19 protein-coding genes and 1 pseudogene are annotated in these 23,887 nt (G+C 56.0%); 11 read left to right on the forward strand and 9 right to left on the reverse strand.

The features are described 5' to 3' along the window. Positions 1-95: 95 nt before the first annotated feature. Positions 96-836: a MipA/OmpV family protein gene (locus ACMGGX_RS10590; RefSeq protein WP_063438996.1), complete on the forward strand. Its 741-nt coding sequence runs from the start codon at positions 96-98 to the stop codon at positions 834-836. Between the two features lie 383 nt (positions 837-1,219). Further along, a complete protein-coding gene (locus ACMGGX_RS10595; RefSeq protein ID WP_348562119.1) occupies positions 1,220-1,675 on the forward strand; it encodes a 4Fe-4S dicluster domain-containing protein in 456 nt (151 codons plus the stop codon). Between the two features lie 4 nt (positions 1,676-1,679). Here the strand turns inward: ACMGGX_RS10595 and avtA are convergent, their stop codons facing one another. After that, on the reverse strand, positions 1,680-2,936 hold the full coding sequence (gene avtA, locus ACMGGX_RS10600) for a valine--pyruvate transaminase (protein WP_023309932.1): 1,257 nt from the start codon (positions 2,934-2,936) through the stop codon (positions 1,680-1,682). 241 nt (positions 2,937-3,177) lie between these two features. Next, a complete protein-coding gene (locus ACMGGX_RS10605; RefSeq protein WP_420298350.1) occupies positions 3,178-5,208 on the reverse strand; it encodes an alpha-amylase in 2,031 nt (676 codons plus the stop codon). 313 nt (positions 5,209-5,521) lie between these two features. Between ACMGGX_RS10605 and ACMGGX_RS10610 the strand changes: the two genes are divergently transcribed. After that, positions 5,522-6,346 carry a protein bax gene (locus ACMGGX_RS10610; RefSeq protein ID WP_032661838.1) on the forward strand — a complete coding sequence of 275 codons (825 nt, stop codon included), beginning with the start codon at positions 5,522-5,524 and terminating at the stop codon, positions 6,344-6,346. Positions 6,347-6,384: 38 nt separating this feature from the next. On the opposite strand, the gene xylR is transcribed toward ACMGGX_RS10610, so the two are convergent. The 4 genes from xylR to xylF all read right to left on the reverse strand — a co-directional run bounded on the left by xylR (position 6,385) and on the right by xylF (position 11,362). Continuing rightward, positions 6,385-7,563, reverse strand: coding sequence for a D-xylose utilization transcriptional activator XylR (gene xylR, locus ACMGGX_RS10615; RefSeq protein ID WP_023309935.1), 1,179 nt, complete (start codon positions 7,561-7,563; stop codon positions 6,385-6,387). 33 nt (positions 7,564-7,596) lie between these two features. Then, positions 7,597-8,778 (reverse strand): xylose ABC transporter permease XylH, encoded by a 1,182-nt coding sequence (gene xylH, locus ACMGGX_RS10620; RefSeq protein WP_121932616.1) that lies wholly within the window; start codon positions 8,776-8,778, stop codon positions 7,597-7,599. Continuing rightward, complete coding sequence (locus tag ACMGGX_RS10625) at positions 8,756-10,297, reverse strand: xylose ABC transporter ATP-binding protein (RefSeq protein WP_420298351.1); 1,542 nt, start codon at positions 10,295-10,297, stop codon at positions 8,756-8,758. Before ACMGGX_RS10625 ends, xylH begins: the two co-directional genes overlap by 23 nt. A gap of 72 nt (positions 10,298-10,369) precedes the next feature. Continuing rightward, on the reverse strand, positions 10,370-11,362 hold the full coding sequence (gene xylF / locus ACMGGX_RS10630; RefSeq protein WP_420298352.1) for a D-xylose ABC transporter substrate-binding protein: 993 nt from the start codon (positions 11,360-11,362) through the stop codon (positions 10,370-10,372). Between the two features lie 371 nt (positions 11,363-11,733). Here xylF and xylA point away from each other — a divergent pair, with 371 nt between their 5' ends. From xylA to ACMGGX_RS10650, 4 genes are all read left to right on the forward strand, one after another. Next, positions 11,734-13,056: a xylose isomerase gene (gene xylA, locus ACMGGX_RS10635; protein ID WP_087823749.1), complete on the forward strand. Its 1,323-nt coding sequence runs from the start codon at positions 11,734-11,736 to the stop codon at positions 13,054-13,056. A 72-nt stretch (positions 13,057-13,128) separates the two neighbouring features. Further along, positions 13,129-14,583 carry a xylulokinase gene (gene xylB / locus ACMGGX_RS10640; protein ID WP_420298353.1) on the forward strand — a complete coding sequence of 485 codons (1,455 nt, stop codon included), beginning with the start codon at positions 13,129-13,131 and terminating at the stop codon, positions 14,581-14,583. A 103-nt stretch (positions 14,584-14,686) separates the two neighbouring features. Beyond that, complete coding sequence (locus ACMGGX_RS10645; RefSeq protein WP_420298354.1) at positions 14,687-15,226, forward strand: isochorismatase family protein; 540 nt, start codon at positions 14,687-14,689, stop codon at positions 15,224-15,226. Further along, positions 15,226-16,146: a GlxA family transcriptional regulator gene (locus ACMGGX_RS10650; protein ID WP_420298355.1), complete on the forward strand. Its 921-nt coding sequence runs from the start codon at positions 15,226-15,228 to the stop codon at positions 16,144-16,146. The genes ACMGGX_RS10645 and ACMGGX_RS10650 overlap by 1 nt, the downstream gene beginning before the upstream one ends. Here the strand turns inward: ACMGGX_RS10650 and ACMGGX_RS10655 are convergent. Continuing rightward, entirely contained in the window at positions 16,139-17,134 is a 996-nt protein-coding gene (locus ACMGGX_RS10655) for an acyltransferase (RefSeq protein ID WP_420298356.1), read from the reverse strand. The two genes, ACMGGX_RS10650 and ACMGGX_RS10655, sit on opposite strands and share 8 nt — an antisense overlap. A 183-nt stretch (positions 17,135-17,317) precedes the next feature. On the opposite strand from ACMGGX_RS10655, the gene ACMGGX_RS10660 reads away from it, so the two are divergent. The 3 genes from ACMGGX_RS10660 (at position 17,318) to glyS (ending at position 20,775) form a co-directional block, all read left to right on the forward strand. Further along, a complete protein-coding gene (locus ACMGGX_RS10660) occupies positions 17,318-17,623 on the forward strand; it encodes a YsaB family lipoprotein (protein WP_029740978.1) in 306 nt (101 codons plus the stop codon). 161 nt (positions 17,624-17,784) lie between these two features. After that, positions 17,785-18,696, forward strand: coding sequence for a glycine--tRNA ligase subunit alpha (gene glyQ / locus ACMGGX_RS10665; RefSeq protein WP_003860141.1), 912 nt, complete (start codon positions 17,785-17,787; stop codon positions 18,694-18,696). A 9-nt stretch (positions 18,697-18,705) separates the two neighbouring features. Then, positions 18,706-20,775, forward strand: coding sequence for a glycine--tRNA ligase subunit beta (gene glyS, locus ACMGGX_RS10670; RefSeq protein WP_348562128.1), 2,070 nt, complete (start codon positions 18,706-18,708; stop codon positions 20,773-20,775). 94 nt (positions 20,776-20,869) lie between these two features. On the opposite strand, the gene ACMGGX_RS10675 is transcribed toward glyS, so the two are convergent. Beyond that, complete coding sequence (locus ACMGGX_RS10675; protein ID WP_286088285.1) at positions 20,870-21,280, reverse strand: hypothetical protein; 411 nt, start codon at positions 21,278-21,280, stop codon at positions 20,870-20,872. Then, positions 21,208-21,387: pseudogene (locus ACMGGX_RS10680) on the reverse strand (hypothetical protein); the annotation flags it as partial. The pseudogene ACMGGX_RS10680 and the gene ACMGGX_RS10675, both read right to left, overlap by 73 nt. An 841-nt stretch (positions 21,388-22,228) precedes the next feature. Between ACMGGX_RS10680 and ACMGGX_RS10685 the strand changes: the two are divergent. After that, on the forward strand, positions 22,229-23,848 hold the full coding sequence (locus ACMGGX_RS10685) for an ABC-F family ATP-binding cassette domain-containing protein (protein WP_420298357.1): 1,620 nt from the start codon (positions 22,229-22,231) through the stop codon (positions 23,846-23,848). Positions 23,849-23,887: the final 39 nt, after the last annotated feature.

Genomic DNA, 23,887 nt, shown 5'->3' on the forward strand with positions numbered 1-23,887 from the left:
TATATATAATATTATATAAACCGCAGCGTTGCATTGGCAAATTTGTAACCATTATTATGCGCCTCGCTTGTTTGGCATTTTATGGATTACATGTAATGACTATTAAATACAATTTACTCATCGCTGCCACGTTATTTGCAACATCCTCAGCAATGGCCGGTGACTTTTCACTAGGAGCGGGGGCTGTATTTAATGAGTCTCCTTACAAAGGCTATAACGAAAATACTACCGCAGTACCGTTAATTAGCTACGAAGGCGATCGTTTTTATGTTCGCCAGACCACGGGTGGATGGATCCTGTGGAAAGATGCAAAAAATGAACTCAGCCTGACCGCATCGTGGATGCCGCTGCATTTCGATCCAGATGACAACGACGACCATCAGATGAAACAGCTTGATGAGCGTAAAGCCTCTGCTTTCCTCGGCGGCGCGTACTACCGCCACGAAAGCTGGGGTTCTCTGAAAGTGGCGATCTCTGGTGATGCCACGGATGAAAGCGGCGGTATGATCGGCGAGGTTTCTTACTTCCGTCCAATCAGGATGGAACGCCTGACCCTGACGCCCTCTGTCGGTATTTTCTATAGCGACGAAAGCTATAACGACTACTACTACGGCGTATCCGGCAGCGAGTCTCGCCGCTCAGGTCTGGATGAATACACCGCCGGTGACAGCTGGACGCCATACGTTGGCCTGGCGGCCAAATATCAGTTAACCCAGAAGCTGTATCTCAACGCCAGCGCGGTCTACACCGTATTGCCTGACGACGTGAAGAACAGCCCGATGATCGACCGCGACGACAGCTTCGCGCTGATGACCGGCCTGACCTGGCGTTTCTGATGCGTTAAAGCCGGGTGGCGGCTTCGCCTTACCCGGCCTACATGGACTGCCATCGCAGTTTTACGTAGGCCCGAGCAAGCGAAGCGCCGCCGGGCATATTTGAGAGTACCAATCTCCCGTTTTCCCTTACCGTCATGACTTCCTCATTAATATTCCTGATACGCTAATGCGATCTGCGCCATCAATAAAGGTGTGCATCATGTGTATCATTCTTAAAGAAAATCAAACCGGGCACTCTCGCCCGTATTTGGCGACGGGCGGGAATTAAGCACGGATATCAGGAGTCGTTATGTTTTATCCGGCTTACATTCATTCTGATTCAGACGGTAGCGCCAGCGGCTATCTCAAAAGAACTGGATTTTAACGTGCGCGAGGCGTAACAGATGAACCGATTTATCGTGGCGGATGCGGAAAAATGCATTGGGTGCCGCACCTGCGAAGTGGCCTGCGCGGTGTCGCATCAGGGCGCCGTCTCTGCTAATGCCTTTTCGCCCCGCCTTCGGGTGGTTAAGGGGGACAACTACACAACGGCAGTGGGTTGCCATCAGTGCGAGGACGCGCCGTGTGCTAACGTCTGCCCAACCCATGCCATCAGTCGTACGGCGGGAGCCTGGCTCGTTGAGCAGACGCGCTGCATTGGGTGCAAAAGCTGTATGGTGGCGTGTCCGTTCGGGACGATGCAGGTGCGCCTGGAGGGAAGTAGGGCGCAGGCGCTGAAATGTGATTTATGCCTGCATCGCGAAGGCGGACCGGCCTGCGTGGAGGCCTGTCCAACCCACGCGTTGCGATGCGTTGATCCTGCCAGACTACGCGCCGAACGGCTGCATAATCTGGCGTAAGAACTTACTGACCGTCTTCGCGCCAGGCTTTTTCAATTTCTTCGGCGAGAATTTTAACACCCGCTTCGATTTTTTCCGGATCGGGCACGTAGTTCATGCGCATGCACTGGTGTGTATGCGGCCACGGCTTATCCAGCCCCGGGAAGAAATAATCGCCCGGTACCATCAGCACGCCGCGCTTTTTCAGGCGCTGGTAGAGCAGTTCGGTGGTGATAGGCAAATCCTTAAACCACAGCCACAGGAAAATCGCCCCTTCAGGCTTGTGGATCAGGCAGCGTTCTTCCGGCAAGTAGCGGCGAAGTATCGCAATCGTCTCCTGTACGCGCTGGTAATAGAATGGCTTAATCACGTCATTGGACAGACGCAGCAGGTCATTGCGCTTAATCATTTCGCACATCATCGCCGGGCCAATGCCGCCCGGTGAAAGGCTGATAATGCCGTTCATATTGGTAATGGCGGTGATGATTTTCTCGTTGGCGATGATGATACCGCAGCGGCTGCCCGGCAGACCCAGCTTAGAGAGGCTCATGCACAGGACAATGTTCGGGTTCCACAGCGGACGTGCTTCGCTGAAGATAATGCCCGGGAACGGCACGCCGTAGGCGTTATCGATCACCAGCGGAATGCCGTGCTGATTCGCGAGAGCATCCAGCTTCATCAGTTCGTCGTCGGTGATCACGTTGCCCGTTGGGTTAGTCGGGCGCGATACGCAGATCATGCCCGTCTCTTCACCAATATGCAGGTGTTCAAAATCGACGTGATATTTGAACTGGCCTTCCGGCAGCAGCTCGATGTTCGGGCGCGCGGAGACGAACAGATCCTCTTCCAGGCCGGAATCGGCGTAGCCGATATACTCCGGCGCCAGCGGGAACAGCACTTTTTTGGTGGTGCCGTCGGCGCGACGCCCTGCGAACAGGTTAAACAAGTAGAAAAACGCGCTCTGGCTACCGTTTGTCAGTGCAATATTCTGTGGTTCGATATCCCAACCCAGCTCGTCACGCAGCATTTCGGCGAGGAGTGCCAGCAGTTCAGTTTTCCCCTGCGGGCCGTCGTAATTGCAAAGCGCATCGGTTGCTTTGCCGCTTTCCAGCATCTGAGCGAGCAGCGTCTGGAAATAGGTATTCATCTCCGGAATTTGAGCCGGGTTTCCGCCGCCGAGCATGATTGCGCCCGGTGTGCGCAGCCCGTCGTTGAGGTCCTCCATCAGGCGAGTAATGCCTGAATGGCGGGTAAATTTGTCGCCGAAAAGTGAAAACGTCATAGCAGGTGATCTGTCGAGCTTATTTTGAAAGTGGGTAACCATAACGCTAGCACCGTGCTGGTGCAAATCGGGTGATGTGGTCGGATTTGTTGTTTTGTATGGCGGAATTGGATTTATACAGTGAATAGTTCTGGTGGATTTTCCCTCACCCCGACCCACTCCCAAAAGGGAGAGGGGGAAAAGACGGCGCCGTGCGGTTCCCTCTCCTCTGCGGGGAAGAGGTTTGGGGTGAGGAGGAGAATTATTGATTACCTGCCCATACCACCATCACCTTATCGCCCTTGTGCTCGCGCACGAAGCCATATCCCTCTTTCAGCGACAATGTGGTTTGCTTGCCTTCACCGATCGCCGGATGGCGGGCGCGGAACTGACCCAGCGTCTGCCAGTGGGCGACGGTTAGGGCCTGCTTGCCCGTGACGTCCTGCCAGTTCATATCTGATCGGGTGCCCTGTAATGGGTCAGAACCTGTCGGCCCGAACGGACGCTCGGATTCATCCCCGTAATAGATTTGTACGCTGCCCGGTGCTAACAGAAGCAGCTCCGCAGCTCGCTGGCCCCCTTCGCGGAACAGACGCGTATCGTGTGATGAGAGATAGCTCAGCACGTTGAAGCTTTGCAGCTTCTCCGCCATCTGCTGCCAGGTGAGATCCATATCTGCCAGACAATCCACTGCTTTTGCCGCCTGCTCCTGATAGTCAAAGTTGATCATCGCATCAAAACCGTGGCGGTAATAATCGCTTTGCATCACCCCGTGGCCCCAGGATTCCCCGGTCATCCAGAAGGGTGCGTTGTCGAGCTTTTTGTCCGGATTCGCCCCTTTCCAGGCCGCCAGCGCCTGGCTTGCCTGGTCTTTCAGCTGTTGCCAGGCCGCAAGCTCAACGTGTTTCGCCGTATCCACCCGGAAACCGTCGATGCCGTAGTCACTGACCCACTGGCTCAGCCAGTGGGTCAGATAATCGCGCGGGGTATATCCGGGGATGGCCTTCGCGTGGGTGTCGGGCTTGTGTTGGTAAAAGTTAGGCAATCCGGAAGGCGTCGTGGATTCCGTTTTCAGATCCGGCAGAAATGCCAGCGACATGGTCAAATCGTCGAAGCCAGGGTTGTCGTAATCGCCGATGTCCGTGCGGATCCATTTCTTGCCCCACCATTTTTCCCATGCGGCTTTGTCGCTAAAGTTGATGTAGTCGTTAAAGCTGTGCCAGCTTTGGCCCGCGCCCGGCTTCCAGTCCGTCCAGCGTTCTCCCAGCGTCTTTTTCAGTTCATCACCCTGAAGGTACAGGGCACCAAACTGAAATTCCTGCATGTCTGCCAGCGTGGCATAGCCAACGTGGTTCATAACGATATCAAACAGAACGCGGATCCCGCGCTTGTGCGCTTCGTCGACAAGATGGCGTAAATCATCTTCGGTGCCCATGTTGGCGTCGAGCTTGGTCCAGTCCTGGGTGTAGTAGCCGTGATAGGCGTAGTGAGGGAAATCTCCTTTGGTGCCACCGCCTACCCAGCCGTGGATCTGCTCAAGCGGGGAGCTTATCCAGAGTGCGTTGACGCCCAGTTGCTGCAGGTAGTCGAGCTTGCCGGCGAGTCCCTTGAGATCCCCGCCGTGGAAGGTGCCAATCTCCTGCATACCGTCTTTATGGCGACCGTAGCTGTTGTCGTTGCCCGGGTCACCATTCACATAACGGTCGGTCAGAACAAAATAGACGGTGGCGTTTTGCCAGCTAAACGGCGCAGGCTTGTCGGTTTCGGCGCGCTCAAGCAGCAGCAGGCCGTTACTGTTGGCGGCTGGCTGCAGGGTGATTTTTCCATTCTGCACCGTCGCCGTCTGTTTACTGTAGTAGTCGCGCACCACGGAGCCTTCCGGGAAGGTACTGCTGACGTCCAGCGTCAGCGGTTTGCCGTCCCACTTCGGACACTGGCGAATGACGTTTGCAACCGGCTGTTCTGCGGCACTCTGAATCGTCAGCATGAGGGTGGGCGTGCCGGAGCGGGTATCAATCCGCATCTGGTAGTCACCGTCGCGGAAAAGGCGCCACTGCGGCGGCGTGCCGTCACAGGGCTTGAGCGACAGCATCTCATTGAGTTTTATCGCATCTGCAGGCTGCCAGCACGTCTTGTCAAAACTCAGCGTCAGAGGACGCGTACCCTTCGCAAGCTTTGCCTGGCTGGTGAAGACACCGGTGCCTTCGGCGCTAAATGCGTTAAACCCCGGCGATGACCAGTCGGCATGCGCCAGTGCGGGTAACATCAGAAAGGCTAATGCGGTACGTTTCATTCCTTTTTCCTGTCGCGGCATTTTTGACCAGTGTGCCATCAGGCGGGGTGCTGAAACTCATCCCCTGTCGCTTTCTGCCAGGAGGATGCGTGAGGATGAGTGATCTCGCGCAAAATTAGGCAGTTATCTGCGATAGCGCACACAGTTTTTGTGGAATGATGTTTTTATGAGCAAGTTTCAGGTGACATAGTTTCGGAATTGGACTATTTCTATACGTGCTCTTGAAGTCTATTTTTGATATGATTTGAGATTCCGCTCTCAAATTTGTGAAAAAATAAGGTGTTGGGATGATTACATCCGACCAGGAGACCTAATGATATCGACTCCCATTCGACGATATGGGGCTGCGATACTCATGTTACTCACCACGGCATTTTCGGGTGAGGTGCTTGCGAAGACGCACACGGATACAACGAGTAAGAAAGCCCACGTAATAAAGACGACAAGTAGTAAGGTTAGCAGTAAACAAGAGTATTCTCGCAATAGTGCAAAGAGTAGTTCACTTCCTGATTTGCGAAAATACCCTTCCGGAACACCAAGGAAAAAAGCGTTTCTCCGGACGGTAATGCCTTACATCACGAGTCAAAATGCCGCGATTACTGCGGATCGTAACTGGCTGATTTCCAAACAGTACGATAGCCGCTGGTCGCCGTCAGAGCGCGCGCGTCTGAAAGATATCACGAAGCGCTACAAGCTGAGCTGGAACGGTAACACCCGTCGTGTGCCGTGGAATGCTCTCCTTGAGCGTGTAGATATCATCCCGGGCAGCATGGTTGCTACCATGGCTGCTGCCGAAAGCGGCTGGGGTACTTCTAAGCTTGCGCGTAGCAACAACAACCTTTTCGGCATGAAATGTGTGAAAGGTCGTTGTAATAATGCCCCTGGCAAGGTGAAAGGCTATTCGCAGTTTGAATCTGTGAAAGATTCCGTCAGCGCCTATGTGGTGAATCTGAACACGCACCCGGCCTACTCATCGTTCCGTAAATCACGCGCTCAGCTGCGTAAAGCGGACCAGGAAGTGACGGCCAGTACGATGATCCACAAGCTGAAAGGTTATTCGACAAAGGGACAGAGCTATAACAACTATCTGTTCGCCATGTACCAGGATAACCAGCGCTTAATCGCCGCCCATATGTAATCTAAAAAAACGCCTTCCACTGGAAGGCGTTTTCTTTTCTATATCAGCACCTCGCTGTGGCGATCCCGATACTCCTTCGGCGTGGTGTCATACTCTTTGCGGAACACCGAATAGAAGTATTGCAGAGACGGATAACCGCACATCTGCGAGATTTCGTTGATCGACAGTGACGTAGAAATGAGCAGGCTGCGTGCTTTCTCCAGCTTTTCAGCATGGATGACGGCATGAATGGTTTCGCCTACCTCTTCTTTAAAACGCTTCTCCAGATTCGAACGCGAAATGCCCACCGAATCCAGCACCTGATCGACCTTAATCCCTTTGCAGGCGTGGTTGCGAATGTAGTGCATGGCCTGAATGACGGCCGGGTCGCTTAAGGAGCGATAATCGGTTGAGCGACGTTCCACCACGCGGACAGGAGGCACGAGCAAACGCTGAAGCGGCAGAGATTCTTTATCGAGCAGACGATGCAGCAGCTTCGCCGCCTGATAGCCCATCTGACGCGTGCCCTGAGCAACGGAGGAGAGCGCCACGCGAGACAGATAGCGGGTCAGTTCTTCGTTATCTATGCCAATCACGCACAGCTTTTCGGGCACCGGAATGTGTAAGTGTTCGCAGACCTGCAGCACGTGCCGCGCGCGCGCGTCCGTCACGGCGATAATACCGGTTTGCGGCGGCAGCGTTTGCAGCCAGTCCGCCAGGCGGTTTTGCGCGTGCTGCCAGTTTTCCGGCGCGGTTTCCAGCCCCTGATAGACCACGCCGCGATACTTCTCCTGCGCGACCAGCTGGCAAAACGCGTGTTCTCGCTCAACGGCCCAGCGCTTGCCGCTGGTGGCCGGTAACCCATAAAACGCGAAGCGATGGACGCCTTTCTCTTTTAAATGGAGAAAGGCAGCCTCGACCAGGGCATGGTTATCGGTGGCAATATAGTGGACCGGCGGATAGTGTTCGGGCGCATGATAGGAGCCGCCGACGCCCACTATCGGGACATCGACGTCGGTCAGCAGCTGCTCGATGACGGGATCGTCATAGTCGGCAATGACGCCATCGCCCAGCCAGTCTTTGATGTTCTCCAGACGGGTGCGAAAATCTTCTTCAATAAAAATATCCCATTCGGATTGCGACGCCTGCAAATATTCACCAACACCTTCCACCACCTGACGGTCGTAGGCCTTATTGGCATTGAATAACAACGTAATGCGGTGACGCTTTTCAAACATGGCTCACTTCCCAATTAAGTCACAATACGGTTATCAGGCCCGTCGCTTGGTGGCCGAGTCCATCCAGACTGCCAGTAAAAGAATGGCCCCCTTGACGATATACTGCCAAAACGTCGGGACGTCCATCATACTCATCCCGTTATCCAACGACGCCATGATAAATGCCCCCATGACCGCGCCCGCCACGCTACCGATACCCCCAGCGAGGCTAGTACCGCCAATGACGCAGGCGGCGATAGCATCCAGCTCGGCGATGTTACCGGCGGAGGGAGAACCGGCGCCCAGACGCGAGCTGAGGATCAGCCCGGCGATAGCGACCATCAGGCCGTTAATGGCGAAGACCGCCAGCTTGGTACGTTCGACATTGATACCCGAGAGGCGGGCAGCTTCAAGGTTGCCGCCAATGGCATAAATACGGCGGCCAAATGCGGTGCGCGTCGCCATAAACATACCGGCCAGCAGTAAAAGCGCCAGCAGCAGGACGGGTGTCGGGACACCGCGATAGTCGTTTAAAAGCCAGATGGCGCCCAGCACAATGACCGCCGTGAGCGCCTGACGCCCCACCACCGAAGTTGACGCCGGAGAAGCCAGCCCCAGCGCCTGACGACGCATGCGTCCACGCCACTGCCACGCGACAAACCCCAGCAACCCCACCACACCGATGGTAAAGCCCACGCTATCCGAGAGGTAACTCTGACCAATCTGCGACATGGCTGCACTGGTCGGGGAGACGGTGGTGCCGTTAGTGATGCCGATTAAGATCCCGCGGAAGGCCAGCATCCCCGCCAGAGTGACAATGAACGATGGCACCTTACGGTAGGCAACCCACCAGCCGTTCCAGGCACCCAGAACCAGACCCAGCACCAGCGTGACCGCCACGGTCAGCGGCAGCGGCCAGCCGAGCCAGACGTCGAAAATCGCCGCCACGCCGCCGAGGAGCCCCATCATCGACCCGACCGACAGGTCGATCTCCGCGGAGATAATCACGAACACCATGCCCACGGCTAGAATGCCGGTGATGGCGGTCTGGCGGAGCAGGTTGGAGACGTTACGCGCGCTTAAGTACGAGCCATCGGTCATCCAGGTAAAGAACAGCATGATGACGATAATGGCCGCGATCATCACGAAAACCTGCAGGTTAAGCGCTTTTAGCCCCGCGAACGCACCGGGCGTCGGAACAGCGACTTTGATATCAGACGGATTGCTTTTCGACATGACGTTCGCTCCTTAAAGCGGCTTCCATCACCTGCTCCTGCGTCAGGTTCTGGTTAATCAGGTTGGCTTTCAGTTTTCCCTCGTGCATGACCAGCACGCGGTCGCTCAGGCCGAGCACTTCGGGTAACTCAGACGAAATGACAATGACGGCAATCCCTTGCTGTACAAGCTGATTAATCAGTTTGTAGATTTCATACTTGGCACCGATATCAATCCCGCGCGTCGGCTCATCAAGGATTAATATGCGTGGATTGAGAAGCAGGCAGCGCGCCAGAATCGCCTTCTGCTGGTTTCCCCCGCTCAGGCGGCCTATCGCCAGCTCCGGCGAGGAGGTTTTGACCTTCAGCCGGGCAAGCGACTGGAGGATGCACTGCTGCTCGGCGGCGTCGTCCAGGCTGCTCAGCGCGCCGGAGAATCGATCGAGTGCCGCAAGCGTAATGTTTTTACCCACTGCCATCACCGGTACGATGCCGTCTTTCTTACGATCTTCCGGCACCATGGCAATGCCGTGGGCAATCGCCTGCTGGCAGTTGTCGATTTTCACCGGCTGGCCGTCGATATAAACCGTGCCCTCCCAGCGCCCCGGCCACACGCCAAACAGGCACTGTACGGCTTCGGTGCGCCCGGCACCGACGAGGCCGGCAATCCCAAGAATTTCACCGCTGTGAAGAGAAAACGAGACGTTATTGACGCGCTTGATGTGGCGGTTAACGGGGTGCCACGCGGTCAGGTTTTCCACGCGCAGCACTTCATCACCCATGGCGTGAGGCTCATTCGGGTAGAGCGCCGTCAGCTCGCGGCCCACCATCATGGTGATGATGTCATCTTCACTCATGCCTGCGGCTTCACGCGTGCCGATGTGCTGCCCGTCACGGATCACGCAGATGGTGTCCGAAATGGCTTTGACCTCGTTCAGCTTGTGCGAAATGTAGATACAGGCGATGCCGTGGTTTTGCAGATCGCGGATGATGTTGAGCAGAACCGCGGTTTCCTGTTCGGTAAGCGAGGCCGTGGGCTCATCAAGGATCAGCAGCCTGACCTGTTTATTAAGCGCTTTCGCTATTTCGACCAGCTGCTGTTGACCCAGGCCCAGATCCCCCACGCGGGTATCCGGTGAAATGTTGAGGCTCACCTGCGCCAGCAGCTTTTCGCAGCGGAGCGTCATGGTGTCGTAATCCAGCACGCCGCGGTGGGAAATTTCGGCCCCGAGGAAGATGTTCTCCAGCACGGTGAGATGCTTCACCAGCGCCAGCTCCTGGTGGATGATGGCGATGCCTTTGCGTTCGGTATCGCGGATGTGTGTCGCCTGAATCACTTCGCCGGCAAAGACGATTTCGCCTTCGTAGCTGCCGTGTGGGTAGATCCCGCACAGCACTTTCATCAGCGTCGACTTGCCCGAACCGTTCTCGCCGCACATCGAAACCACTTCGCCGGGGTTCAACCGGAGGCTGACGTTGTCGACGGCTTTCACCGTGCCGAAGCGCTTGGTGATGCTTTTCATTTCAAGTAAATAGGGCATAACCGCTCCACATAACCCGAGGGAAGAACAGTACAACGTGATGCGCCCCCGCAGAGCAGGGGCTGCGCCGGATTACAGTTCGCTCTTCTTGTGGAAACCGTCTTTAACCACGGTGGCGTCAATGTTATCTTTATTGACTTCAATCGGCGTGAGCAGGCGAGCCGGAACGTCTTTCAGGCCGTTATTCAGCGTTGCGTCTGCTTTAGGTTGTTTGCCATTGCCCAGCTCCACGGCGATTTCCGCCGCCGTATTGGCCAGCTGGGTAATCGGTTTGTAGACCGTCATGGTTTGGGTGCCTGCGATAATGCGTTTTACGCCAGCGAGATCGGCATCCTGTCCTGAAATGGCGACTTTTCCGGCCAGCCCCTGTGCGCTCAGGGCCTGGATAGCACCGCCTGCAGTGGCATCGTTGGAGGCCACAACCGCATCAATTTTGTTGTTGTTGGCCGTCAGCGCGTTTTCCATAATTTTCAGCGCGTTTTCTGGCAGCCAGCCGTCGGCCCACTGATCGCCAACCACTTTAATTTTCCCGTTATCGATGTACGGCTTAAGGACTTTCATTTGCCCCTCGCGGAACAGTTTGGCGTTGTTATCTACCGGAGATCCGCCCATCAGAAAATAATTGCCCTGAGGCACTTTGTCGATCAGGCTTTGCGCCTGTAATTCCCCGACTTTTTCATTGTCGAACGAAATATAATAATCAATATCCGCATTATTAATCATGCGGTCATAGGCCAGGACTTTTATGCCTTCCTGTTTGGCTTCTTTCACCACGTTACTTAATACCTGGCCGTTATAGGGGATAATGACCAGAACATCGACGCCACGGTTGATCATATTCTCGATCTGCGACATTTGTGTTTCTTCATTGCCGTTAGCCGACTGAACAAACACGCTGGCGCCGAGGGATTCTGCTTTCTTCACAAAAATATCGCGATCTTTTTGCCAGCGCTCCAGGCGGAGGTCGTCAATCGCCATGCCAATTTTGACCTCTTTGGCATGTCCTGCAAAGCTTGCAAGGAGGAGCGTAGCGCAGAGCGTTAGAGTCAGGTTCTTTATCTTCATAATTATTAGGCCTTTTTGTAGGGGTATGTGTTGCTGAGATAAAAGAAACATTCACTGCTGAGACGCAGCAAATTTTTAACGCGGAAAGGCGGGCTGGCAATTACAGATTTTTATCTTCTCATTATGATATTTGGTTTATTTCTGAATTTATGACCGCGATCGGATTTTAAAATACGTAACGTCTTAATTACATTTGATTCTGGAATACGCGCCGAAAAAGAGTTTGTCTGCGCATTATTTTGCGAGCCAGCGCACAGTTGTGCATTCTCTCAATAGCAGTGTGAAATAACGTAATTGAGCAACCCAAAATGTCTATTCACTATTACTCCTGTATCAACGACTCGCCGCATACCCTGATTATGGAGCTCAATATGCAAGCTTATTTCGACCAACTCGATCGTGTTCGTTACGAAGGCCCAAAAACGACCAATCCTTTAGCATTTCGTCACTACAACCCGGATGAGCTGGTGCTGGGTAAGCGCATGGAAGATCATCTGCGCTTTGCCGCCTGTTACTGGCATACCTTCTGCTGGAACGGAGCCGATATGTTCGGCGTGGGTTCCTTTGACCGCCCGTGGCAGCAGCCGGGTGAGGCCATTGAGCTGGCAAAGCGCAAAGCCGATGTGGCGTTTGAGTTCTTCCACAAGCTGAACGTGCCGTACTACTGCTTCCATGACGTGGACGTGTCGCCGGAAGGGGCGTCGCTGAAAGAGTATCTGAACAATTTTGCGCAGATGGTGGATGTACTGGCGGCGAAACAGCAGCAAAGCGGCGTGAAGCTGCTCTGGGGCACGGCAAACTGCTTCACCAACCCACGCTACGGCGCGGGCGCGGCAACCAATCCGGATCCGGAAGTGTTTAGCTGGGCAGCCACGCAGGTGGTGACGGCAATGAACGCTACGCATCAGCTGGGTGGCGAGAACTATGTCCTGTGGGGTGGCCGTGAAGGTTATGAAACGCTGCTGAACACCGACCTGCGTCAGGAGCGCGAGCAGATTGGCCGCTTTATGCAGATGGTTGTCGACCATAAGCACAAAATCGGCTTCCGCGGCACGCTGCTGATCGAGCCGAAACCGCAGGAACCGACCAAGCACCAGTATGACTACGACGTGGCGACGGTGTATGGCTTCCTGAAGCAGTTCGGTCTGGAAAAAGAGATCAAAGTGAACATTGAAGCCAACCACGCCACGCTGGCGGGCCACTCTTTCCATCACGAGATCGCGTCTGCCATTGCGCTGGGCATTTTCGGCTCTGTCGATGCGAACCGTGGCGATGCACAGCTGGGCTGGGACACCGATCAGTTCCCGAACAGCGTGGAAGAGAATGCCCTGGTGATGTACGAGATCGTCAAAGCGGGCGGTTTCACCACCGGCGGCCTGAACTTTGACGCCAAGGTACGTCGTCAGAGCACCGACAAATACGACCTGTTCTACGGCCACATTGGCGCGATGGACACCATGGCGCTGGCGCTGAAAGTGGCCGCGCGCATGATTGAAGACGGCGAACTGGATAAGCGCGTGGCGAAGCGTTACAGCGGCTGGAACAGTGAGCTGGGCCAGCAAATCTTGAAAGGTCAGTTATCGCTGGCGGAAATTGCGAAGTACGCTGAACAACAGCAGCTGGCGCCGCAGCACCAGAGCGGGCACCAGGAACTGCTGGAAAATCTCGTAAACCACTATCTGTTTGATAAGTGATTGAGCTGAAGATGCACGTAGGCCCGGTAAGCGTTAGCGCCACCGGGCATTTCTGTTAAAGGAGTCACCGTAATGTATATCGGGATCGATCTTGGCACATCGGGTGTGAAAGCTATCCTGTTGAGCGAGCAGGGCGACGTGTTAGCAACGCAGACGGAAACGCTGCAGGTTTCACGTCCGCATTCGCTGTGGTCGGAACAGGATCCGGAACAGTGGTGGCAGGCGACGGATCGCGCAATCAAAGCCTTAGGTGAGCAGCACAGCCTTCGTGACGTGAAAGCGCTGGGAATTGCCGGACAAATGCACGGCGCTACGCTGCTCGATAGCCAGCATCGTGTGCTGCGTCCAGCGATCCTCTGGAACGATGGCCGCTGTGCGGAAGAGTGTGCGCTTCTTGAGGAACGCGTACCCAATTCCCGCGAGATTACCGGCAACCTGATGATGCCCGGCTTTACTGCGCCCAAATTGCTGTGGGTACAGCGCCATGAACCGGAGATTTTCCGTCAGGTGGCGAAAGTCCTGCTGCCGAAAGACTATCTGCGTTTTCGCATGACGGGCGATTTCGCCAGCGACATGTCGGATGCCGCTGGCACCATGTGGCTCGACGTGGCGAAGCGCGACTGGAGCGAGGCGATGCTGGATGCCTGCCATCTGACCCGGGAACATATGCCCGCGCTGTACGAAGGCTGTGAGGTGACGGGCGCACTGCTGCCAGCCGTTGCTGAGCGCTGGAATATGCCTGCCGTACCGGTGGTGGCCGGGGGCGGCGATAACGCGGCGGGCGCTGTCGGTGTCGGGATGGTTGAGGCGGGCCAGGCGATGCTGTCACTGGGAACGTCTGGCGTCTATTTTGCCGTCAGCGACGGGTATCGCAGTAATCCTGAAAGCGCTGTGCACAGTTTCTGTCATGCCCTTCCCGGGAAATGGCATTTGATGTCGGTGATGCTCAGTGCGGCATCCTGCCTGGACTGGGCGGCAAAACTCACCGGCATGGCCGACGTTCCGGCGCTCATTTCCGCAGCCCAGCAGGCGGATGACGCTGCGGGTACCGTCTGGTTTTTACCGTATCTTTCCGGCGAGCGTACGCCGCACAACAACCCGGAAGCGAAAGGGGTGTTTTTTGGCTTAACCTATCAACATGGCCCGGCAGAACTGGCGCGTGCGGTTCTGGAAGGCGTGGGCTATGCGCTGGCCGACGGGATGGACGTGGTGCACGACTGTGGCCTGAAACCGACGAGCGTCACCCTGATTGGCGGCGGTGCGCGAAGCCCTTACTGGCGACAGATGCTGTCGGATATCAGCGGTTTGCAGCTGGATTTCCGCACCGGAGGGGATGTCGGACCCGCGCTCGGTGCCGCGCGTCTGGCGCAGATAGCCATTCATCCGGAACAACCGCTTGCGCAACTGTTGCCGCAGCTTACGCTTGAACAGGCGCATTTGCCTGACGTGGAGCGCCATGCGCGGTACGCGGAAAGGCGCGACGTGTTCCGCAAAATCTACCAGCAGCTGCTGCCCCTGATGTCGTAAATACGCTTGTCCTGGAGAGGCACGAGGATGTCCTTTTTTGGTCTGTGCGTGCCTTCATTTCCTTGCCAGTATGGTGTTACACCCACTGGCGAGGAGATTTATCATGTCACGCATTGCATTAATCAACATCGATACTCAGCAGTCCTTCCATCACCGCAATTACTGGCAGGAAAACGAGATCCCTGCCTTTCAGCAGGCGATGCTGGGGCTGATTGAAGGCTGCCAGGCGCGCAATATTCCGGTCGTTGATATTTTTCACGTGGATGAAGACGGTCCTTTCACCCTGGAAAGCGGCTATGTCAAACCGATGGCCTTTTTGCGTCATCAGCCGGATGTGGTTTTCCAGAAACACGTCCATAATGCGTTTACGGATACCGGACTTGACCGCTGGCTGCGCGAGCGTGATATCAACAGTGTGATTATCTGCGGAATTCGTACTGAGCAATGCTGTGAAACCACCGCCCGGGTGGCTTCCGATCTGGGTTATGCTGTGACCTTTGTTAGTGAGGCAACGCTGACGTTTCCCATGACGTACAAGGGGATAACCCTTAGCGCAGCGGAAATTCGCCATCGTACCGAGACGGTACTGTCCGGGCGTTTTGCCGAGATTAAAACGGTAGCGGAGACGCTGGAGTCCCTGTAATGAGCATCGACGTCTGGTTCGTGATGTTGCCCGGGGTGCTGTCATTAGACATGACCGGCCCGGCAGAGACCTTTGTGCTGGCAGGCGACGCGTTTCGCCTGCATTACATTGGCCCGCAGCCGGAGGTTCCGACGTCCATTGGCCTGACGATGAGCGGCATTCAGCCGCTGCCGGAGCGTCTCACGGAAGGCAGCCTGCTGGTGCTGCCGGGTGTGAGCGACTCCCGCAGTCAGTTCTCAACGCCACAGGCGCAGCAGATCCAGCACTGGCTGATGTGCCTGCAGCCGCAGATCCAGCGCCAGGAAATCACCGTGATGTGCGTCTGTTCAGGGGCCTTACTGGCGGCGAAATCGGGCCTGTTGAACAACCGGCAGTGCACGACCCATCATGACGTTATTAGCCGTTTACGCACCGCGGCCCCCACGGCGACGATTAAAGAAAACCGCATCTTTGTGCAGGATGAGAACATCTGGACCAGCGCGGGGATCACGTCTGGCATCGATCTGGCGCTGCATATGATTAACCGCCTGTGCGGCCCCGAAAAGGCGCTGACCGTGGCGCGTGAGATGGTGGTCTGGTTCCGCCGTTCCGGTGACGATCCCCAGCTATCCCCGTGGCTGCGCTACCGCAATCATCTTCATCCGGCGATCCATCGGGCGCAGGATGCGCTCACCGCCGAGCCGCAAAAAGCGTGGAGCTTGCCTGACATTGCTGCACTGGCGCACGTCAGCCCGCGTCATCTCACCCGGCTTTTCCAGTCACATTTAGGGATTAGCGTTCGCGATTATCTGGAACAGCTGCGTCTGGCGGTGGCGGAGCAGTGGCTATTACAGGGGCGCGGCGTTGAGCAGGCTTCACTGGCGGCGGGGTTTTCCTCCCCGCGCCAGTACCATCGCGCCCGGCAGCGAAGCATTAGCTGACGAAGCGGCGAACGTCTATTTTTTGCAGCAGCATCGACAGCAACAGGCTGATCGCCAGCGTGGCGGCAAAAATCCAGACGATATCCAGCACCGGCCAGCTTTTTAGCTCAACGCCTCTCGTGCGCAGCGCGTGGATCACCAGCGCGTGAAAACCGTAAATCCCGAGAGAGTGGCGCGAGATAAGACTCAGCACGGGCAGGGCGCGCGCGTTCAGAGTATTTTTGGCGAGCGTGAGCAGCGAAACGGCACAGATAAAGACCATTGGCCCGCAATACAAATACCAGGTATCGGCAAAATTGCCGCGCCACTGCAGCTCGTGCAGCGTCCCGCGCGCTATCACCGCCACGCCAGCGATAAACAGCACCGCGCAGAGCCAGTTCAGACCGCGTTTTTGCGTATCCATCATCCCAATGGCGCGCCCCAGCATGCCGTAAAGCACGTAGTAAAAAGTATCCCCGTTGATATAGAGATTGATCGGCAACCACTCAAATCCGTCGATTTTCTGTGAGAGCGTATTCGGGTTGGCGACAATGCCGATAACCACCATGAGGGCCAGCAGCATTTTCCCGCTGACGTGTTTTACCTGGATGAGCGGGGAGACCAGATAGATAACGATAATGGCGAAGAAAAACCACAGGTGGTAAAACACCGGTTTTTGCAGCACATATTTCAGCGATAGCCCGGCGTTAATGGAGGTGAACAGCGTGATATAGAGCAGGGCAACGGCGCTGTAGAAACCCAGACAGGCCGCGATGCGAATGAAGTGCCGCGGCTGCGCGCTACGTTCGCCAAAAAAGAGAAAGCCGGAAATCATAAAGAACAGCGGCACGCTGACGCGTGACGCAGAGTTGAGAATATTGGCGATATCCCAGTTAACGGGGCTGATGCTGTGGGCATTCGTGACGTACCAGGTCGTCGTGTGGATCATGACCACCATCAGACACGCTATTCCTCGCAGGTTATCAATCCAGTAAATTTTTGACTGCATCAGTTCCTCGTATTCCCTGTAAATTGAGTGTGACTGCCATTGTCCAAAAGTCTTCGCTTGGAAAATTCTGAGTTTTATTCAGCAGGCTTGTAGGGAAGCCGCGAGATTCGCAGAATGCCGGACCTTAATCTATAAAAGCTTTGATACTAAAAATAACAGCCACTGACCAGGGCGGTAATAAAAATGATGATGAAGCGTGTGGCGTCACTCTTTCTGCTGGTGATCCTGGCGGGATGCAGCGCGCCGCAAGAAGCACCTGTGCAAAAAGCGCAGCAGGGTAAAATGAGCCCGGAACGTTCACTGGATATGGAAGCGCTCTGTAAAGATCGGGCCGCTCGCCGCTATAACTCGGACGTGCAGAAAATTGATGTCACCGGGTTTGAGCGTTTTCAGGGAAGCTATGAGCTGCGGGGGCATACGTCGCGCAAAGAGGGCTTTGTCTGCTCGTTTGATGCGGACGGTCAGTTTTTACACCTCTCCATGCGCTAGCCTGCTCGTATAATCAACAGCCAGACGCCGTCAGCGTTCTGGCCGGAAGGCTTATTTCCCCAATTTTCCCTAAACAACCCCGTTTCGTACTGTATATCTTGCAGCCAGCGGGTATACTGGTCCCTTCCATTTAAAACCACACGTATCCAGCACGAAATACTATGCAAAAGTTTGATACCAAGACCTTCCAGGGCCTGATCCTGACCTTACAGGATTACTGGGCTCGTCAGGGCTGTACCATTGTTCAACCTTTGGACATGGAAGTCGGCGCCGGCACTTCACACCCGATGACCAGCCTGCGAGCGTTGGGGCCAGAGCCAATGGCGACCGCGTATGTGCAGCCTTCCCGTCGTCCGACCGATGGTCGTTACGGTGAAAACCCGAACCGTCTGCAGCATTACTATCAGTTCCAGGTGGTGATTAAGCCATCACCCGACAACATTCAGGAACTGTACCTCGGGTCGCTGAAAGAGCTGGGTATGGATCCAACCATCCACGACATCCGCTTTGTGGAAGACAACTGGGAAAACCCAACGCTGGGTGCCTGGGGTCTGGGTTGGGAAGTGTGGCTGAACGGCATGGAAGTGACCCAGTTCACTTACTTCCAGCAGGTAGGTGGTCTGGAATGTAAGCCGATCACCGGTGAAATCACCTACGGTCTGGAACGTCTGGCAATGTACATTCAGGGCGTAGACAGCGTTTACGACCTGGTCTGGAGCGACGGCCCGCTGGGTAAAACCACCTACGGCGACGTGTTCCATCAGAACGAAGTGGAGCAATCCACCTATAACTTCGAATACGCGGACGTGGACTTCCTGTTCACCTGCTTCGAGCAGTACGAGAAAGAAGCGCAGCAGCTGCTGGCGCTGGAGACTCCGCTGCCGCTGCCCGCTTACGAGCGTATTCTGAAGGCCGCCCACAGCTTCAACCTGCTGGACGCCCGCAAAGCGATCTCCGTGACTGAACGTCAGCGCTACATTCTGCGTATTCGCACCCTGACCAAAGCCGTTGCAGAAGCTTACTACGCGTCCCGTGAAGCCCTTGGCTTCCCGATGTGCAACCGAAACAAATAAGAGGCGGCCATGTCTGAGAAAACTTTCCTGGTGGAAATCGGCACCGAAGAGCTGCCACCAAAAGCCCTGCGCAGCCTGGCTGAATCTTTTGCTGCGAACGTGACCGCCGAGCTGGATAACGCTGGCCTGGCGCACGGTAAAATTGAGTGGTTTGCCGCGCCGCGCCGTCTGGCGCTGAAAGTGGCAAATCTGGCGGCGTCTCAGCCGGATCGTGAAGTTGAAAAACGTGGCCCGGCGATTGCCCAGGCGTTTGACGCGGAAGGCAAGCCAAGCAAAGCGGCTGAAGGCTGGGCGCGCGGCTGCGGCATCACCGTCGATCAGGCCGAGCGTCTGACCACCGATAAAGGCGAATGGCTGCTGTACCGTGCCCACGTGAAAGGCGAAAGCGCGGAAGCGCTGCTGCCAAACATGATCGCCACTTCTCTGGCGAAGCTTCCGATTCCTAAGCTGATGCGCTGGGGCGCGTCCGACGTGCACTTCGTGCGTCCGGTTCACACCGTGACCCTGCTGCTGGGCGACACCGTTATCCCGGCGACCATTCTGGGCGTGGCGTCCGATCGCGTGATCCGCGGCCACCGCTTTATGGGCGAGCCAGAGTTCACCATCGACAATGCCGACCAGTATCCGCAGATCCTGCTGGAGCGCGGTAAGGTCATTGCCGACTACGAACAGCGTAAAGCCAAAATCAAAGCGGACGCTGAAGAAGCGGCGCGCCAGATTGGCGGTAACGCCGACCTGAGCGAAAGCCTGCTGGAAGAAGTCACCTCTCTGGTGGAATGGCCGGTTGTGCTGACCGCGAAGTTCGAAGAGAAATTCCTGGCCGTTCCGGCTGAAGCGCTGGTGTACACCATGAAAGGTGACCAGAAGTACTTCCCGGTATACGCCAACGACGGCAAGCTGCTGCCAAACTTCATCTTCGTGGCGAACATCGAATCGAAAGATCCGATCCAGATTATCTCCGGTAACGAGAAAGTGGTGCGCCCACGTCTGGCGGATGCAGAGTTCTTCTTCAATACCGACCGTAAAAAGCGTCTGGAAGATAACCTGCCGCGCCTGCAGACCGTGCTGTTCCAGCAGCAGCTGGGCACGCTGCGCGACAAGACCGACCGCATTGCGGAGCTGTCCGGCTGGATTGCCCGTGAAATCGGTGCAGACGTCAACCACGCGACGCGTGCAGGCCTGCTTTCCAAGTGCGACCTGATGACCAACATGGTGTTCGAATTCACCGACACCCAGGGCGTGATGGGCATGCACTACGCGCGTCACGATGGCGAAGCGGAAGACGTAGCCGTTGCCCTGAACGAGCAGTATCAGCCGCGCTTTGCGGGTGACGAGCTGCCGTCCAACCCGGTTGCATGTGCCGTCGCAATTGCCGATAAGATGGACACCCTGGCGGGTATCTTCGGTATCGGCCAGCATCCGAAAGGCGATAAAGACCCGTTTGCGCTGCGTCGTGCCGCGCTGGGCGTGCTGCGTATCATCGTTGAGAAGAACCTGAACCTCGATCTGCAGACCCTGACCGAAGAAGCGGTGCGTCTGTACGGCGACAAGCTGACCAACGCGAACGTTGTGGATGATGTGATCGACTTTATGCTCGGTCGTTTCCGCGCGTGGTATCAGGACGAAGGTTACACCGTTGACACCATTCAGGCGGTGCTGGCGCGTCGTCCGACCCGTCCGGCTGATTTCGATGCGCGTATGAAGGCGGTTTCCCACTTCCGTACCCTGGAAGCGGCATCTGCCCTGGCCGCGGCCAACAAGCGTGTATCCAACATTCTGGCGAAATCCGACGAGACGCTGAACGAGCGCGTGAACGCCGCAACCCTGAAAGAGCCGGAAGAGATCGCTCTGGCGATGCAGGTTGTGGTGCTGCGCGACAAGCTCGAGCCGTACTTCGCGGAAGGTCGCTATCAGGAAGCGCTGGTGGAGCTGGCCGAGCTGCGTGACGTGATCGATGCCTTCTTCGAGAAAGTGATGGTGAACGTAGAAGATAAAGAGCTGCGTATTAACCGTCTCTCTATGCTCGAGAAACTGCGCGAGCTGTTCCTGCGCGTAGCGGATATTTCGCTGCTGCAGTAATGTGCCCGTTGTAATAAATGCTAAAAACCCGCTTCGGCGGGTTTTTTTTATGGGTCTTTTGTAGACCGGATAAGCGCAGCGCCATCCGGCAGGTTTAGCCGATCGCGATTGTGCCTTCGTCTGTCTGCAGCCAGCGCGGTGCCTTCAGCGTATCAGCAAAGTAGCTGACCAGCTCGCACAGCAAATCTTCCATCACGATTTCAGATTGTCGCGACAGTGAGCCGTTCATCAGCATCTGCGTAAGCTCCTGACAGTAGCGCCCCAGCTGATCGCATTCGGGTTCGAAAGCCGGAACGCGTGACGGGAGTTCCTTCACGGTCAGGCTGGCTTTTAAAGCGTCCGGAACAGGTTCCAGAAGAGTGGGTTGCAGAAGATTCAGACAGGCATAAAGTCTGCCGTAAAGCGCCATTTTTGGGGCGGGTTCTTCGCAATCTACCAGTGCGTCGGTAAAACGTTCGCAGTTATCCGCCAGTTCGGTGAAGTCGGTGGCGTGGTTGAAGGGCAGGGTGAATAAAGAATGAGCTTGGGTTGGGGTAGTAGCCATATTGGCAGCCTCCGATAAGTGATAAAGCTTCCACCACCGGAAATGCTAACTTCGCTGGTGGTGGACTGAACAGAGTTAGCATTACCGGCCTTATCGGATACCGGCGCATCTTTCGATGCCCCTGCTCAGCCCACCATTGAGATGTAGCAAAGCATGCTGCACATAATGTGCCGCCGATAAGATAAGCCAGGATGCTAAACCCGGCACCTGATTTTGCAGGTGCAAAGAGAACTTACTGCTCATCAAAACAGGCGGCAATAGATTTGAGCTATGCCACTGAGGATATTACCATTTCTGGAAAGAGACTCGCAAAATTACCGCAATGAAAAGCATACTGTGGGCAGAGGTCTTACAGCGACGCTATGGTCCGGCTGTAAATCGCTGAGGCGTTTCCTGCAGGCCGGGGCGAGGCGCATGGATGCGCCGAGAGGGCGGGCTTTACAGGGATGTTACCTCCGCCCGTCCCCGATAAGCCGGAAGGAATAAGCCGAAGGTACCGCGTAGCGGCGATTTACCGCCGGGAGCCCGGGTAGCCAGGGTGGTGGCGACTGAGCCACCCTGGCACGTTCACGGGTATTGTCGTTACAGAGTAGCAAGGAACATAAAGTGAACGGAATGACCACCAGAGTCGTATGCTTCCCCTCACCCCAGCCCTCTCCCTCAAGGGAGAGGGGGCCGTCTGTGCAAGCAATATTTGGTGGGGATCCCTCAGCCCAAAGGGAGAGGGAGTACAAATCGTCCAAAATTTAACCTTGAAATGGTCAACCCATTACCGCTATCCTTATCTCCGTTAAATTTCTCGCTCTGGAGCGCCCCCCCAAAAATGAACAAACACGACTGATGAATTTCGATCCTTGCTAAACGCCACCGCGTGGGCAGGGGATGTTTTGATTTCATTCAGGAGTGCTTATGGCTCATTTTGCGCAGTCCCCTTCTTTTATTTTGCATCAGGTCACCTGTCAGTTTGCGACGGGCGATAACCTTTTTGGTCCGCTGAGTTCTTCTCTTGAGCCGTCTCTGTGCGCTCTGGTTGGCCGCAACGGCAGCGGGAAAACGCGTCTGCTGCGTCTGCTGGCGGGGCTTGATGAGCCTGCAAGCGGGCATATTGAACGTACCGGAACCCATGTCTATGTGGCTCAGCAGCAGGACATTTTGCCGCACATGACGCTGGCTGAGCTGCTCGGATACGAGGCCATCTTCGCGGCTCGAGCGCGTATCGACAGCGGCGATTACCAGCCTGACGATCTGGAAATGCTTGATGGATTCTGGGATTTAGCTGAACGTCTTGGCGAGGCGTTTGCCCGGGCGAAACTTCCGCCGTTTGCTCCAGATAAGCCAGCCGGTGAGCTCAGCGGCGGCGAGCGTATTCGCGCGCTGCTGTGCGGGGCATTTACGGCTGAAGCGGATTTCCTGCTGCTGGACGAACCCACTAACCATCTGGACCGACAGGGCCGGGCGTGGTTCTACGACCAGCTCCACCGTTTTCAGGGCGGCGTGCTGGTAGCCTCCCATGACCGCGAACTTCTGGAGCAGGTGCCGCGTATCCTTGAGCTGAGCGCCTCAGGCCTGCGCAGCTACGGCGGGAATTATGCGGATTATCAAACCCAGCGCGATGCCGAACAGCAGGCGGCCCGCGCGGCGCTGGAACATGCGGCAACCGAGCGCAAACGCACCCGGGTACGCATGCAAAAAGAGCATGACGATAGCCAGCGGCGTTCGGCAAAGACATTGCGCACCGTCGATACCCTGAATATCGCGTCGTTCGAGCGGGTCAAATATAAAGGCGCGGCAAAGGAGCGGATCGGCTCCTGGAAAAAACAGCACAGCGAGCAAAATGAAGCCCTGAACGCCGCGGTAAATAAGGCGCGTGAACGCGTTGAGGAAGATAGCCCGGTAATGTTCACCCTGCCGGGGAGTCAGATCCCGGAGGGGAAGCAGGTGCTGGTGCTGGAGGATCTGGTGCTGCCGCATGTGCCTGTTCCTCTGCTCAACTTGCGCATGGACGGACCGATGCGCGTGGCGTTAAAGGGACCGAACGGCTGCGGCAAATCGACGCTGTTAAAAACCCTCCTCGGCGAGATTGCTCCTCGTTCGGGTACCTGTAGGGTTTCCGTCAGCTGTGCTTATCTCGACCAGCATCTGTCCCGGCTCGATCTTTCGCAGTCGGTCATGACGCATCTCAACCTGAGTCATACGCCTCTGGACGAGGGGGTATTGCGAACCCGTCTGGCACAGCTTCAACTGGGTGCCGACAAAGTTACGCTCCCGCTGGCGGAGCTCAGCGGCGGCGAGCGTCTTAAGGCCGCCCTGGCCTGCGTGCTGTGGCGCGCGGAGGCCACGCAGCTTCTGCTGCTGGATGAACCGACCAACCATCTGGATTTGGCCTCGGTCCAGGCCATTGAAGCGGCGTTGGCCGGTTTTCCCGGAGCTCTGCTGGTGGTATCACACGACGAGGCTTTTTTAAGAGGCTTAACGTTAACGCATGAATGGGTATGGGAAGAGACGGGCTGGCGTTGTGAGAGCCTTTAAAACACAAGCCCCCGCAGAGGCGGGGGCATTCAATCTTCA

It is taken from the genome of Enterobacter sp. BNK-29 (assembly GCF_048684785.1).
Lineage (GTDB): Bacteria > Pseudomonadota > Gammaproteobacteria > Enterobacterales > Enterobacteriaceae > Enterobacter > Enterobacter cloacae_M.

Bases quoted from the DNA above. Each gene is read 5' to 3' on its own strand.
- ACMGGX_RS10625 (WP_420298351.1), bottom strand. From the start codon at position 10,297: ATGCCCTATTTACTTGAAATGAAAAGCATCACCAAGCGCTTCGGCACG.
- xylF (WP_420298352.1), bottom strand. From the start codon at position 11,362: ATGAAGATAAAGAACCTGACTCTAACGCTCTGCGCTACGCTCCTCCTT.
- xylA (WP_087823749.1), top strand. From the start codon at position 11,734: ATGCAAGCTTATTTCGACCAACTCGATCGTGTTCGTTACGAAGGCCCA.
- ACMGGX_RS10655 (WP_420298356.1), bottom strand. From the start codon at position 17,134: ATGCAGTCAAAAATTTACTGGATTGATAACCTGCGAGGAATAGCGTGT.
- xylB (WP_420298353.1), top strand. From the start codon at position 13,129: ATGTATATCGGGATCGATCTTGGCACATCGGGTGTGAAAGCTATCCTG.
- ACMGGX_RS10650 (WP_420298355.1), top strand. From the start codon at position 15,226: ATGAGCATCGACGTCTGGTTCGTGATGTTGCCCGGGGTGCTGTCATTA.
- xylH (WP_121932616.1), bottom strand. From the start codon at position 8,778: ATGTCGAAAAGCAATCCGTCTGATATCAAAGTCGCTGTTCCGACGCCC.
- glyS (WP_348562128.1), top strand. From the start codon at position 18,706: ATGTCTGAGAAAACTTTCCTGGTGGAAATCGGCACCGAAGAGCTGCCA.
- ACMGGX_RS10590 (WP_063438996.1), top strand. From the start codon at position 96: ATGACTATTAAATACAATTTACTCATCGCTGCCACGTTATTTGCAACA.
- avtA (WP_023309932.1), bottom strand. From the start codon at position 2,936: ATGACGTTTTCACTTTTCGGCGACAAATTTACCCGCCATTCAGGCATT.
- xylR (WP_023309935.1), bottom strand. From the start codon at position 7,563: ATGTTTGAAAAGCGTCACCGCATTACGTTGTTATTCAATGCCAATAAG.
- ACMGGX_RS10605 (WP_420298350.1), bottom strand. From the start codon at position 5,208: ATGAAACGTACCGCATTAGCCTTTCTGATGTTACCCGCACTGGCGCAT.
- ACMGGX_RS10595 (WP_348562119.1), top strand. From the start codon at position 1,220: ATGAACCGATTTATCGTGGCGGATGCGGAAAAATGCATTGGGTGCCGC.
- ACMGGX_RS10685 (WP_420298357.1), top strand. From the start codon at position 22,229: ATGGCTCATTTTGCGCAGTCCCCTTCTTTTATTTTGCATCAGGTCACC.
- glyQ (WP_003860141.1), top strand. From the start codon at position 17,785: ATGCAAAAGTTTGATACCAAGACCTTCCAGGGCCTGATCCTGACCTTA.
- ACMGGX_RS10645 (WP_420298354.1), top strand. From the start codon at position 14,687: ATGTCACGCATTGCATTAATCAACATCGATACTCAGCAGTCCTTCCAT.
- ACMGGX_RS10660 (WP_029740978.1), top strand. From the start codon at position 17,318: ATGATGATGAAGCGTGTGGCGTCACTCTTTCTGCTGGTGATCCTGGCG.
- ACMGGX_RS10610 (WP_032661838.1), top strand. From the start codon at position 5,522: ATGATATCGACTCCCATTCGACGATATGGGGCTGCGATACTCATGTTA.